The 12,765-nt window shown below is 33.2% G+C and carries 13 protein-coding genes, 2 pseudogenes and 2 other annotated features (1 of these 17 cut by a window edge); of the genes and pseudogenes, 14 read left to right on the forward strand and 1 reads right to left on the reverse strand.

The genetic code is table 11. The features are described 5' to 3' along the window. Positions 1-193: a binding site (T-box leader), on the forward strand; it begins 73 nt to the left of the window's first position. Between the two features lie 59 nt (positions 194-252). From metG to GH754_RS06500, 6 genes and pseudogenes are all read left to right on the forward strand, one after another. Next, positions 253-1,887, forward strand: a complete 1,635-nt coding sequence (gene metG, locus GH754_RS06475; protein WP_153727912.1) for a methionine--tRNA ligase — start codon at positions 253-255, stop codon at positions 1,885-1,887. 86 nt (positions 1,888-1,973) lie between these two features. Beyond that, positions 1,974-3,062, forward strand: a complete 1,089-nt coding sequence (locus GH754_RS06480) for an NAD(P)/FAD-dependent oxidoreductase (RefSeq protein ID WP_153727913.1) — start codon at positions 1,974-1,976, stop codon at positions 3,060-3,062. 445 nt (positions 3,063-3,507) lie between these two features. Beyond that, a complete protein-coding gene (locus GH754_RS06485; RefSeq protein ID WP_153727914.1) occupies positions 3,508-4,425 on the forward strand; it encodes an alpha/beta fold hydrolase in 918 nt (305 codons plus the stop codon). Between the two features lie 262 nt (positions 4,426-4,687). After that, positions 4,688-5,209, forward strand: a complete 522-nt coding sequence (locus GH754_RS06490) for an RNA polymerase sigma factor (RefSeq protein ID WP_153727915.1) — start codon at positions 4,688-4,690, stop codon at positions 5,207-5,209. After that, positions 5,202-5,813, forward strand: coding sequence for a hypothetical protein (locus tag GH754_RS06495; protein WP_153727916.1), 612 nt, complete (start codon positions 5,202-5,204; stop codon positions 5,811-5,813). Before GH754_RS06490 ends, GH754_RS06495 begins: the two co-directional genes overlap by 8 nt. Before the next feature lie 726 nt (positions 5,814-6,539). Next, positions 6,540-6,769: a binding site (T-box leader), on the forward strand. A gap of 44 nt (positions 6,770-6,813) precedes the next feature. Then, positions 6,814-7,085, forward strand: a pseudogene (locus GH754_RS06500) (tRNA ligase subunit PheS family protein); the annotation flags it as partial. Here GH754_RS06500 and GH754_RS06505 read toward each other — a convergent pair. Further along, on the reverse strand, positions 7,068-7,220 hold the full coding sequence (locus GH754_RS06505) for a hypothetical protein (protein ID WP_153727917.1): 153 nt from the start codon (positions 7,218-7,220) through the stop codon (positions 7,068-7,070). The pseudogene GH754_RS06500 and the gene GH754_RS06505 sit on opposite strands and share 18 nt — an antisense overlap. A 22-nt stretch (positions 7,221-7,242) precedes the next feature. On the opposite strand from GH754_RS06505, the pseudogene GH754_RS06510 reads away from it, so the two are divergent. From GH754_RS06510 to GH754_RS06545, 8 genes and pseudogenes are all read left to right on the forward strand, one after another. Beyond that, positions 7,243-7,365, forward strand: a pseudogene (locus GH754_RS06510) (tRNA ligase subunit PheS family protein); the annotation flags it as partial. A 31-nt stretch (positions 7,366-7,396) separates the two neighbouring features. Further along, positions 7,397-8,107, forward strand: coding sequence for an aminoglycoside phosphotransferase family protein (locus GH754_RS06515; RefSeq protein WP_228550162.1), 711 nt, complete (start codon positions 7,397-7,399; stop codon positions 8,105-8,107). Positions 8,108-8,650: 543 nt separating this feature from the next. Further along, positions 8,651-8,950, forward strand: coding sequence for an outer membrane protein assembly factor BamD (locus tag GH754_RS06520; RefSeq protein ID WP_153727919.1), 300 nt, complete (start codon positions 8,651-8,653; stop codon positions 8,948-8,950). Positions 8,951-9,575: 625 nt separating this feature from the next. Continuing rightward, positions 9,576-9,965, forward strand: coding sequence for a hypothetical protein (locus GH754_RS06525; RefSeq protein WP_153727920.1), 390 nt, complete (start codon positions 9,576-9,578; stop codon positions 9,963-9,965). A gap of 222 nt (positions 9,966-10,187) precedes the next feature. After that, complete coding sequence (locus GH754_RS06530; RefSeq protein WP_153727921.1) at positions 10,188-10,514, forward strand: hypothetical protein; 327 nt, start codon at positions 10,188-10,190, stop codon at positions 10,512-10,514. Between the two features lie 535 nt (positions 10,515-11,049). After that, complete coding sequence (locus GH754_RS06535; RefSeq protein WP_323741883.1) at positions 11,050-11,283, forward strand: helix-turn-helix transcriptional regulator; 234 nt, start codon at positions 11,050-11,052, stop codon at positions 11,281-11,283. Further along, complete coding sequence (locus tag GH754_RS06540) at positions 11,280-11,609, forward strand: 6-aminohexanoate hydrolase (RefSeq protein ID WP_153727923.1); 330 nt, start codon at positions 11,280-11,282, stop codon at positions 11,607-11,609. Before GH754_RS06535 ends, GH754_RS06540 begins: the two co-directional genes overlap by 4 nt. Before the next feature lie 452 nt (positions 11,610-12,061). Next, a complete protein-coding gene (locus tag GH754_RS06545) occupies positions 12,062-12,670 on the forward strand; it encodes a class I SAM-dependent methyltransferase (protein WP_153727924.1) in 609 nt (202 codons plus the stop codon). Positions 12,671-12,765 lie beyond the last annotated feature (95 nt).

The following is a 12,765-nucleotide window of genomic DNA, read 5'->3' on the forward strand; positions in this document are numbered from 1 at the left end:
GAAAATCCTTGATTGAAAATGGCCTCAGAGCTGCAAGGTCGACTTTCTAAATAGAAATAGACTTTGACGAGATTTGGCATTCGTTACAAATGTCAGAGTATAAGGGTTCGAATGAGCTCCGTACTTACTGAGGCTGGTCATGTGAGTGATCAGTAAATTAAGGTGGTAACACGAGATATACCTCGTCCTTAGACAATTCTATTGTCTTGGGGCGAGGTTTTTTATTTGATTTTTAAAAAGGAGGAGTTTTACATGTCAGTATTAATTGGTGGGGCGTGGCCCTATGCGAATGGTTCCCTTCATTTGGGGCATGTTGTGAGTTTATTACCTGGTGATATTTTAGCAAGGTATTTTCGGTTGAAAGGGGAGAAAGTTCTCTATGTGTCCGGAAGTGATTGTAACGGCACACCCATTGCGATTAAAGCTAAGCAGGAGGGGGTAACGACTCAAGAGATTGCGGATCGCTATCATGAGGAGTTTCAACGTGATTTTGAGAGATTAGGATTTTCTTACGACTGTTACACCCGAACGGATACGGAATTGCATCATGAGGTAGTCCAACAGATTTTTCTACAACTACTTGAGAACGATAAAATTTACAAAAAGGAAGTGGAACAGTGCTATTGCAATACGTGTGAGCAGTTTTTACCTGATCGTTTTGTGGAAGGAGCCTGCCCACACTGTCACAAGCCTGCAAGAGGCGATCAATGTGATCATTGTTCCAGTATTTTAGATCCGTTAGAGCTAATCAATAAAACGTGTAAAACCTGTGGAGATACCCCAACTACTAAGCATACCGAGCATTTTTATTTTAAATTAAGTTCTTTCCAAGAAGAACTGGAATCCTATGTATCCCATGCGAAAAAGAATCATTTATGGCGCAATAATGCCATTCGTTTTTCTGAGAGCTATCTGAAAGAAGGGTTACACGATCGTGCGGTGTCAAGGGATCTTCCAAATGGAGTCCCTGTACCCGTTAAAGGCTATGAAGATAAGAAAGTCTATGTCTGGATTGAAGCGGTGTCGGGCTACTTTTCTGCGAGCAAAAAGTGGGCGGAACAAACAGGTCAAGACGAATCGGCGTTTTGGAATGAAGAAACGAGATCCTATTATGTCCACGGTAAGGACAATATTCCGTTTCATAGTATTATCTGGCCATCTATTTTGTTGGGCATTCAAAAACGAGCGCTGCCAACGCATATCGTTTCGAACGAGTATTTAACGATTGAGCAAAAGAAGCTATCAACCAGCCGTAATTGGGCCGTATGGATTCCGGATCTATTAAAACGATATAACCCTGATTCGATTCGATATTTCTTAACGATTAATGCACCTGAGAATCGTGATGCTGATTTTTCCTGGCGAGAGTTTGTGTATAGTCATAACGGCGAATTACTGGGGGCTTATGGCAATTTTGTCAACCGTACCTTAAAATTCGTCGAAAAGAATTATGATGGCAAAACACCTGCTAGAAAGATTGATGAAAGTCTTAAGGCCAAAGTAATTAAGCTTTATAAACAAGTTGGCTCGCTCATATCGGGTACACACTTTAAGCAGGCCTTGGAAGAAATCTTTAAATTTGTGCGCTATGCTAATAAATATTTTGATGAACAAAAGCCGTGGAAGCAAATCAAAGAGGAGTCCTCAGCTTGTGAAGAAACCATCGCCAATTGTGTATATATCATTGTGAATCTAGCACAGCTACTGCAGCCGTTCTTGCCTTTTTCTAGTGATAAGGTGAAGAATATTTTAGGCTTGGAGGAGCTGAGGTGGGGAGAGGTTCAGGTAGGATCACTTGCATTAACAGGTTTAGAGCCACTATTTGAACGTATTGATGTGTCTAGAATTGATGAGGAAGTTGAGAAGTTAAACGCGGGGATTTCCTAGTAACGGATTCGGTTTTTTTGTCACCAATGTTATGATAAGAGATGACAGTCAATATATGATTATAACGATTAAAAGAGGACGCAGATATGAAAAAATTATTGCTCGTTGGTGGCGGACACACACATTTGCACGTCATTCAAAAACTAAAAGATAATCCCATTACTGATGTAGAGGTAACCTTAATTTCACCCTCGCAGTTTCAGTACTACTCCGATATGTTTGGCGCTTATACGGAAGGGCTGTATGATAAAAGTCAAATTCGAATCGATTTAGAAACATTAGCCAAAAACAGTAAAATTAATTGGCTGCAGGGAGCCGTTACTTCCATTGATTCTCAGCAGAAAATGGTCTTAACATCAAATGGAGATATTCATTCTTTTGATGCGATTTCCTTTAATATAGGCTCGCTAACAGCTGATACCGATATTCCAGGAGTAGTTGAATATGCTTACAGAATTAAACCTAATTATCATTTTGTCGATACTATAAGCGAAGTTCATAAATCAGATAAAGTAGTCATCGTCGGGGGTGGTGCCGCGGCTATTGAAATCAGCTTGTCATTACAGTCTTGGCGAAAAAAGAATCATGTTACCACACCCGTAACACTCGTAAGCCCAGACAGGTTACTACAGGAAAAGAGAAAAAAGATATCAGATAAAATTGAGGAAATCGTTTTTCAGAAAGGAATCAATTTTATCAAAAATGAAGAAATAACTAGTGTAAAGCATAATAAAATTATTACATCGTTACATAACGAGATCTATTTTGATAAATTGCTTTGGTTAGCAGGCCCCAACCCCCCAGGATTATTTAGCACATCAAATTTACCTGTAGACGATCAAGGTTATTTAAAGGTTGAGGATACACTTCAAGTGAAAAAATATCCCTTTATGTTTGGAGCTGGAGATTGTGTATCATTCATGAAATATCCAAATATCGATAAGGCAGGAGTGAATGCCGTTAAACAAGGAGCCGTCCTTTTCAAAAACTTAAAAGGTTTTTTTGAGACAGGAGAAGGGGAACTTTACACTCCACAGAAAAATGATTTGTCCATTATGTCATTAGGAGATAAAGGAGGTTTTCTAAACTATAAGAAACATTTGATTACTGGACGACTGGCTTGGTATTTAAAGAAATGGATTGATACACGTTATAGCAAGCTATATAAAGATTAATATTCGGTAGGGGGATAAAAAAGAGAAAAAGGAAAGGGTTCTCTCAACTAGCTAACTAGTTACAATCTCATAATTAACGTGTATGAATTAAGTGGAAGTCTTGAACGAGACTACCACTTATTTTTTGTTTTTGGAAGTGACGGACTAAGAGGTTCGCTGGCAGTCAGCATTAAAGGTATGAGGTGATAATCTTTTAATTCACTTCACGACTTTGTATCCTTTCTACGTTTGAGTTAGTTATACAGCTTAATCCCTCAAATAAGCTTAAATGTTTAGAGGAATTATTTCCATATTTGTGGAAAATATTGATGTGAAGAACTGTAAGATTGTAAAACACTAATCTTGAACTAAAGGCGCAGTAATGTTCAATAAAAAAGGAAAATTTTAACTTTGTAGTTTTTACTAGGTTTTAGTACCTAATACGACTGATAAGGGGGGGATTATATTGAGTAGTAAAATCAGAGCTAATGCTTTAGTCGAAAAGAAAGAGGGTCTTATAGAAAGTAAAAGCTACAAAACATACTACGAGATTCATACTCCATTTAATAACATCAATGATTCAACTCCAATTATACTTTTGGCTGGTGGACCAGGACTCTCATATACAACATTAACTCCCTTATTTAATTTAGCAAAGGGAAGACAAGTCATTGCCTATGACCAATTAGGTAGCGGAAAATCAACTAGGTCTGGAAATTTCAGTTCATTAAATATAAAAGATTTTATGGAACAATTTAATATTGTTGTTACAGAATTAGATATAAACAAATTCCATCTTCTTGGTCATTCTTGGGGAACAATTTTAGGAGTAAATATTGCTTTAGAATATCCAGAAAAAACACAGAGCCTCATTTTACATAGCGGTATTGCTAATTGGAAAAAGTGTCTTAAGGAAAGAAGGAAGTTTGAAAAGGAACATTTTCCTGATGAATTAAAACAGATTATTAAAACAGTAAGTGAAGGTTTTAAACCTTCAGCAAAAGAAATGAAAAGATTTTCAAGTGAATTTAACAGACTATTTAACAGACTATTTTATTGTAGAGCCGAGTACCCTGAATATTTATTAAAATCAATAGAAGATAAAGATGTAGGAACAAATCAACTCATTTGGAATCCAGAAAATAATAAAGAGATGGCAACTTATGATATCTGTGACAGGTTAAACGAAATAAAGTGTCCAACACTTATTTTGAGTGGCAAGTACGATGGTATTTCGGTTGGGCAAGCATCGTTGTTTGAAGCTGGTATCATGAATAGTAAACACGTCGAATTACAGAATTCCTCTCATTATTCACATATCGAAGAAGAATTACGGTTTTTAGAACACGTAAATACTTTTTTAAAAGATGTTGAGAACAAATGAATATGGTTAATTCAATGATAGCTGATATTGCTAAATCTGAAACTCTTCAAAAGGGTAACTTATTAAACTAAAGGGTGCGATAGTTGAAGAAGAGAAAATTGCTCCCCGACACAGGCAGTAAGATGAAAAAAAATATAATTTAGTAAACGTCAAATGTATCGTCCTTTAAAGGGCGATTATTTTATTAATAGAAAATTAATTAAAGCCAAACGAGTAATTTTCACGTCTAATAAGTGAAAGAAATTAAGGGGGTGGCTATTGATTGTTAGAGTTAGTAAGGAAAGCCCAAAAAGGAAATGATAAAGCATTTTTAACATTATTTCAGGAATACGAACAAGATATTTATCGAATGGCTTTGGTATATGTGAAAAATCAAAACGATGCACTTGATGTAGTCCAAGAAACAGCATATCGTTCATTCAAAACGATCAAAAATCTAAAGGAACCTAAACATTTGAAAACTTGGTTAATGAGAATAGCGATTAACTGTTCGCTTGATTTACTTCGAAAGCAAAAGAAAATAGTTCAATTAAAGCCCGAAATTGAGGAAAATTTATCGGTTGATATAAATGAAGATATTGAATTAGAAGTAACAGTTCGTGATTTAATTGAACGTTTAAATGAAGAAGAGAAAAGTGTTGTTATTTTAAGGTTTTACGAAGAATTAACATTCAAAGAGGTATCAGAAACACTCGATATGCCTTTGGGTACAGTGAAAACTTTTCTTTATCGAGCTTTAAACAAGCTCCGTAATAAGCTGAAAGGAGATGGTTTCTATGAGTAATAAGATTAAACAAGAAATGAGTAATATTAAAATTCCAAAGGAATTAAGTGAAAGAAGTAAAATGGGTATTTCAAAAGCGAAATTAGAGATGGGAAAATCAAAACGTAAATGGTCTTATATCGTAGGACCTGTAATAGCAGCTGCACTGGCTCTAGGAATATTTGGACCAAACTATTTTACAGATAATCCGCCAGAAAATCCAACTATACAAACGATGGAAACGAATACTGTTATTGATATATCTAACCCGAGGGAAGTTGTGGGTTTTTCAGATAATGTTTTTGTAGGTAAGGTCATAAAACAAGTGGGCACAAAATCTCTAAACAGTTATCCAGAAACACAATTTGAAGTTGAGGTTCTTGATAATATCAAGGGAGAATTAGAAGGGACTATAACAGTTAATCAACAAGGTGGCTACGAAGGAGATCATTTATTCTTAATGGAAGATGATAAACTTCTTGTAGAAGGAGAAACCTATTTATTTGCAACAAGGTATTTAAAAGAGGAAAATTGGCATACTGTAATACCTGTTGGTGGAGACATCCAAATTAACAATGAAGATGAAAGTAAGGAATTAATTGATAAATATACAAACGCTTACTAAAACGAAATACCTTTTAAATTCGGCGAGTAATTTAACTATTGGGGGCTAGAACGACATAAGAGATTATCAAAGAGTGGTCTCTTATTTTTTTAAAGAGTTATTGGGGTTTTATGTTAAAACTGTATTAAGAGGATCTTGTGCTAACGAGGCAGAATACTTCAATAAATTAGTAAATTTAATTAAATGAGGTGATGCTTTTTTGAATTTGAAAAGGAAATTTTTAATTACTGGCATAGCGATTTTATTGCTGTTCGTAGGGATAATTGGTGCTGCAAACTCCTTCTTTGTTAATGAGTATGTTTATTTTATTTCAATGGGACTCATCATTCTTAGTTTATTAGTAATATTTATATTAGTTGTTAACTATTTAATAGATCTTTTTAAAACAGCCACCCCTAGAGGGAAATGGGGTTATTTCTATTTCGATTATTTTTTTCATCATTATTGGAATTTTCGCATTATATGAGTTGCTTTAATATCGAGATTAAGATGTATCGCTTCTTTCACTAAAGGGTGCGTTTCTTCAATAACAAAGAAACGTTTTTTATTTATACACCAAAAAAGGGAAATAGTGTTAAAATAGTATTATTGAAATTTGTTGTTCAAGTAATTGGCAGTTTAGTTCAGTTAGGCGAAAGCTATTTTTTTGAAAAATCACCCATAAAAGTGGAATTTATGGAAATAATTATATAATATAATTTATATATACTAAAAAAACTTTATAGGCTAAAAACAATGACAGAGAAAAGTAGCTTACCGTCCGCCATTAAAGGGAAGGAATGTCAAAGACTGAAAGCATTCCTATAGTGAAGTATGTAAATTTCACCTCTTGAGTTGTCACTTGGACCACTTCTTTTTAGTGAAAAGGTGTATCGGAATATCCGTTATCTTAATGAAGGCGAACAATTTTTTATTGTTAACTTGGGTGGTACTGCGAGAAAAACCTCGTCCCTTGATTGGGGCGAGGTTTTTTATAATTTAAATAAAGGAGGCAATAGCAATGCAAGAGCAACTTAAAACACTCCAACAAGAGGCAATTGCAAAAATCAAAATTACAGAAGATTTAAAGGGATTAAACGAAATTCGTGTAGCTTACTTAGGTAAAAAGGGACCAATAAAGAAGCAATTGATGTGACTTTACCAGGAAGACCTATCAAACAAGGAAACCATCATCCTTTAACAGCAGTAATTGAAGACATTGAAGATTTATTTATAGGAATGGGATACTCAATTGAAGAAGGTCCTGAAGTGGAATTAGATTATTATAATTTTATCAGCAAGTTTTTTCTGAATCTCGATTTTTTCTAAGTATTTTTGTCTTTCTTCAATTTGTTTTGCTATTTCTTCACGAGCTTCATTTGCAATTTGACCGACTTTAGGACGCTCTTCTGCTGATAATTTGCCCATTCCTCGAAGGACTTCTGTTACAGCCTTAAACCTTCCAAAAGAACATCCAGCTCGTGATATGCAAGATTCATTTTACATTACTAATGAAGTCTTATTACGAACTCAAACATCTCCTGTTCAAGCGAGAACAATGGAAAAATATCGAAGGGATAATTGGAAAAATAGATAAACTTTATATGTTGGCAGAACAAGGGTGTACATCGGAAGTACATAAAATCATAACAAGGAAGGGTTGTTATTTACTTAAAAGTTCTTTTGAAGAAAAGTACACAGAATGGTTAAAGGCTGAAGCTCAGGTACTAAAAAAACTAAACAGTCAAAGACAGATAGCAGTTCCTAAGTATTATGGCTTTTTTGAGGAAAAGCTTAGTAGTCATCTTTTAATGTCATTTGAAGACGGAATTATTTTGACTTCTGCTTTAGAACAAGCAAAAAGTCAATCAGAGAAGAAATCATTAATTAGGAGTTTTGGTCATTTTCTTAAACAACTACATGCAATCAGTGAAATGGATTTACTAAATCAAAATGTTGACTGGCTGGAAAGTCAATTAATTAAAGCTGAATTTTATGTAAAACATGGACAAACTGAAGGGAGTTCCCAACTTCTAGAGAATCTAAAGGCAAATAAACCTTTACCAGTGGAACAGACTGTAATTCATGGAGATTGTACAACTGACAATGTTTTAGTTATAAATGGAGAAGCTTGTTTATTTATTGATGTAGCAGGCATGACTATTGGGGACCCTCGATATGATGAATCTCTGGCTATTAGGAGTTTTGTTAATGATGAAGAGTATAAAAAAGCTTTTTACGAGGGGTATAAACGTTACAAAGTTTCGAAAAAAGAGTTTCATTATTTCGATGAAGGTTTATATGAATTTTTTTAATCCACTATTCAATTAACGGGAGCATTAATAAAAGAGAGAGAATTAACGAAAGAAGGAAAAATAAATGGATTTACTTATTTTAGTTTTAATCTTTTTTGGTATTTTTGCCATATACGATGCAATAAGGAAAGTTAACAATAATATCCAAGAACAGAATGAAGAACTAAAAAGAATACGTGAGGTTGACTAAGTACAATAAAAATTAGTTTTTTTTGATGTTGAAGTATCGGGTGCTTATTTGGAAGAATTAGGAGGAATATATGGAGACAATTAGAGATTTTGGATGGTTTTTATTACAAATTATTTTAATCATCGGATTTATTGCTTCTATCTTTTACGTTATTATTTCTTTCTTCAGAAAATATTGAACATAACTGGAGAATTACATTAAAGCATAAGATATGAGAAAAAACATACTTAAGCTAACGGGGACAATAGTTGAACAAGGTGATCAGCATTTTGGTCGTTATTATTTTGCATTAATGAAACAATTGTTGGTACAAAATCATCTATATCATAAAATAAGCTAAGGAGGCGTTTTGAATGAAGAAATTACCTATCATATTCTTAACTTTAACATTAAGTTTTGTTTTGTTTGGTTGTAACAAAGTACAAGAATCACAAGATAAAGCACAAACTGAAGGGAAATCACTTGCAGTTAAAGGACAATACGAACAGAAAATCATTATAATGGATTCAGTTGATGAATCATTACCACCAGAGGCTAAAAATGTTCAATCTATGCCAAGTAAAAGTGAACCTCAACAAATTCCTAACGTAAATTTAGATGACCCAATTGTAATTACTAAAATGCATTATTCTGAAACCGAAAAACCTCAATAGACTTTTTGTTTCTTAAACTATCGGAATTTAATAAGGTTTTAAAAGGAGATATTTAAAAGGAAAATATATTATATTCTTTTTCGGCTATTAGTTATTAGCATTATTATCTTTTGATAGGTAATGGAGTTTTTGATGGTGGTAACCATCTAGAAACAAAAATTTTATCTGTTGGTGCAGCTATCGTTTTTCTTCTATCATATCTAATTTCACAAATTCATCACCTTATTGATTTAGTGAAGAAGAAATAAATATTATTCAACATAAGGGTGCAATAGGTGTACAAGGCGGTCAACATTTTGGTTGAGGGAATGGTAAGTTAGTGAAAAAAGGGAGAGGTTCATACTATGAAAAAAAGTCTTTATTATATTTTAGTAGTTTTTTCAGTACTGTATATAATTTCTTTTATTTATTCAATTATCCAGTACGATCAAATTAGGATACTTGATATTGCATCTACTATAGTGTTGCTATGCTCCGCTAAAATGTTACGTAAGAATATGTCAATAAAAAATTCTTATTAATATAAATGTGGCTATTCTTCAAGATGGAGGATAGCTTATTCTTATTGAAGATAAGGTCAATATAAAAATATGCGGACTTCCATTAAAAGGAGGAAGTATTTAAGATGGTTAAAAGTAAGTTATTATTGTTTGCACTAATTTTTTCTGTTATTGGTGCTTGTAGTCATCATGACCCAATTAGTTCATTTGAGGGTTATTTTGGTTCAGTTAATACAAATAACGAGTTACAATTTGATTGTTCGAAAACAGCTAAAAGAAACCTTAATACAACTACGGAAGAAGGATATAGTTGTATTGTGGAAGTTACTGAAAATACTACAATAAAAACTGAGGATGGAGATGTTTTAAGTGTCGACGAATTAAAGAAATGGGAAGCTAACAGATTAAATAAACGCAAAGAGGCAAAAGTCATTCTTATTGAGGAAAAAGACATAAATCCAGACAAGGAAAGCAGGGAAGGGCTAAAGGCATCTGAAATAATTATATTGAATTAATGAGGCAGATTAGTTGAGAAGATTATTCACTATGAAGGATACATTAAATTGTTTCGTCAAATAGGAAAATAATTGAGGGGGGAAGATTGTTGAAGGTCAAAATATTTTGTGTTTTGGCTGTTTTGTTTTTACCATTAATTGGTTGTATCCCACAGAAATCCATCCCCCATCAAATAGTAAATTAGGTGAATTATATGTATCAACTATTAGCGATGCAAGCAATTGGAACTCCAACCCTCATTTTTAGCGATAACAGAAGATAGTTTTTCTGAGTTGGATGTAACCACGAAAGAATGGGTTCTTACAAAGCTTGATGAAAAGTATGAAGAAGTATATGTTTTTGAAGAAGTAAAAGATGATGAAGATAAGTTTAAATATGAAAGCGTTAATGAAAAGGAAACATTAGTGAGGGTTTTTGACGGGATGACTATTGATGTTGAGGTTGAACATTATGAAGGTAACAGCGCAACAATTAAGGTGTCTGCAATAAAGGCACCAGTTGATGGTGTTATACCTACCTATGAAGCAAGTTATAAGGACGGGGAATAGACAATTGATAAAAAGGTGCAAGCTGAAATTAAAGGGTTCTGTTTTGAGGTGCATTTAGCTTAAATGGCATATGACACGAAAATTGGTCGCGTCGTTTTCTTTTTATTTCCGGGATATTCGATTATTTTGATACTAAATGACATATAAAATGACAGTTGTTTTTCACAGGACAATATGTATTGTACACAATAAATAACACGTCAAATTCAGTGTCATTAGGAATGTCAGTTAAATGGATTTAGTTCCATACAATCCCAATTACTTGATATAATTGTATAAATGCTTATTGAACTAAGAGCAGTTTAGTTTAGGAAGGATTTAAAATAACGTTGTAGATTAAAAACATCTTCAAAAGGGTTAGTTTCTAAATGTTTAGAAACTAACCCTTTTTATCTATTGATGATGAATAATAAATAAAAACATTACATAAGGAAAATAATACATTTATTTTATATAAGTTTACTTTACTTTTGTAAAACAAAAGTATATTATGTATGTAAGTAAGTATGTATAAGTAAAAAGGATGGTGTTAGCTGTGAAAGAAGACTTTGGAGATTCTATTGAAAATAAAGTGTATGAACACAGGGTGTTAAGGAGAATGTCACAAAAGGAGTTGGCTGATGCTGTTGGAGTTTCTAAGCAAACTATATTTGTAATGGAAAAGAATAATTATTCCCCTTCTCTTGTATTAGCGTTTAGAATAGCTAACTATTTTGAAGTAGATATTAATGAAATATTTTCATACGTGAGAAAGGATGATATCAAATGATCGGTGTACTAAATAATTGGATGTTAGAAAGCTCAAAAAACTTCAATGTTATTGTGGGATTAACGATAGTTTTATATGCAGGATCACTATTAGTGCTATGGTATATTGGCAATAAATTTGGTAAACCTGATGAAAGAACAAATAATATTTATCTCAAAATCATTTCTTGTATGTTTACTACACAACTCATTATGAATGCCATTTTTATTTCATTAGTTGATCGTAATATCGAATACTTCCGTCAGTTCTTTATTCTATTTCAAGGGATTGTATTTTTAATCGGTGCAATCTATGCTTTTAGACTATATAGAAAAGATTTTAGCTAATCTTACACAAGAGACATAAAGTTACTTATTTTCACTATCGGGTAAACAATGCTGTCATAAGACAGCATTTTCTTATGTAGCTTTCGGATAATGCCATTGTGAAGAATTGTACTTAAAGTAACGGGTGTTTAATTCAAAAGAATCGTCTTATGATTTAAGACGATCCTCATTTTTTTGATGACATTTAGTGTGTCATTTCATTTACCAATTTAGGTGTAATTTATATGGATATTTTTAAAAATGCACCTCAAAACGGAACGCTTTAAGTTGAAATCTAAACTTCTTATTGTGCTAACGAGAGCAATAGTTGAACAAGGCGATCAACATTTTGGTCGTTTTTATTTTATCCGATAAATAGTCTAAATATTATGTTAACATTTGTTTAGGAGCTAATGAACTAACAGAGCACGTTAGTTGAAGAAGTTATTTTCGTTAAAGAAAGGGGTTAATCAATGAGGATAATAAAGAAATTTGCTCAACAGTTTGAAAAGCCAGAAGGATTTTTAGGGATTATAGCTGGAATGTTAATGTCAACTGTCGGTACTGAAAAGAACAGGTGGACTATTTCATTATTAAATGTTAGAAAAGATGATAACGTATTAGAAATTGGGTTCGGACCGGGGATCGGAATCGAGCTGACTTCCAAAGTTATTCAAGATGGTAAAATTTTTGGAATTGATTACTCAGAAAAAATGTTGCAACAGGCTCAGAAAAGGAATAAAGATGCGATTCAAAAAGGGCAAGTGGAATTAATACTTACCGATGTTCAAAATCTTCCTTCATTTAATTTGCGTTTTGATAAGGTTTTTTCAATCAACTCCATTATTTTTTGGGAGAAACCAGTTGAAACTTTAAAGGGAATCCGTGAATTAATGAAAGAAAATGGTATGATCGCTATTACAGTGCAACCCTTTATGAAGGGAGCAACGGAAGAAACAACAAAACAATTAGGCACCAAAATTATTAATCACCTGAAAGAAGCAGGGTATTCAGATATTAAAATGGAAATAAAGCATATGAAGCCGGTAGCAACAGTATGTGTTCTTGGAGTTAACATATAAAGAAGTTTCTTTCTATTGCAGTAACGGAGTGCTATAGCACAATTAAGGAAGTTGAATAAACAGATAATTGTTTTAATAGGTAAGTGAGGAGATAC

It is taken from the genome of Salinibacillus xinjiangensis, assembly GCF_009649735.1.
Taxonomy (GTDB): Bacteria; Bacillota; Bacilli; order Bacillales; family Alkalibacillaceae; genus Salinibacillus; species Salinibacillus xinjiangensis.

Bases quoted from the DNA above. Each gene is read 5' to 3' on its own strand.
- GH754_RS06545 (WP_153727924.1), top strand. From the start codon at position 12,062: ATGAGGATAATAAAGAAATTTGCTCAACAGTTTGAAAAGCCAGAAGGA.
- GH754_RS06505 (WP_153727917.1), bottom strand. From the start codon at position 7,220: ATGGGCAAATTATCAGCAGAAGAGCGTCCTAAAGTCGGTCAAATTGCA.
- GH754_RS06480 (WP_153727913.1), top strand. From the start codon at position 1,974: ATGAAAAAATTATTGCTCGTTGGTGGCGGACACACACATTTGCACGTC.
- GH754_RS06515 (WP_228550162.1), top strand. From the start codon at position 7,397: ATGTTGGCAGAACAAGGGTGTACATCGGAAGTACATAAAATCATAACA.
- GH754_RS06495 (WP_153727916.1), top strand. From the start codon at position 5,202: ATGAGTAATAAGATTAAACAAGAAATGAGTAATATTAAAATTCCAAAG.
- GH754_RS06520 (WP_153727919.1), top strand. From the start codon at position 8,651: ATGAAGAAATTACCTATCATATTCTTAACTTTAACATTAAGTTTTGTT.
- metG (WP_153727912.1), top strand. From the start codon at position 253: ATGTCAGTATTAATTGGTGGGGCGTGGCCCTATGCGAATGGTTCCCTT.
- GH754_RS06525 (WP_153727920.1), top strand. From the start codon at position 9,576: ATGGTTAAAAGTAAGTTATTATTGTTTGCACTAATTTTTTCTGTTATT.
- GH754_RS06540 (WP_153727923.1), top strand. From the start codon at position 11,280: ATGATCGGTGTACTAAATAATTGGATGTTAGAAAGCTCAAAAAACTTC.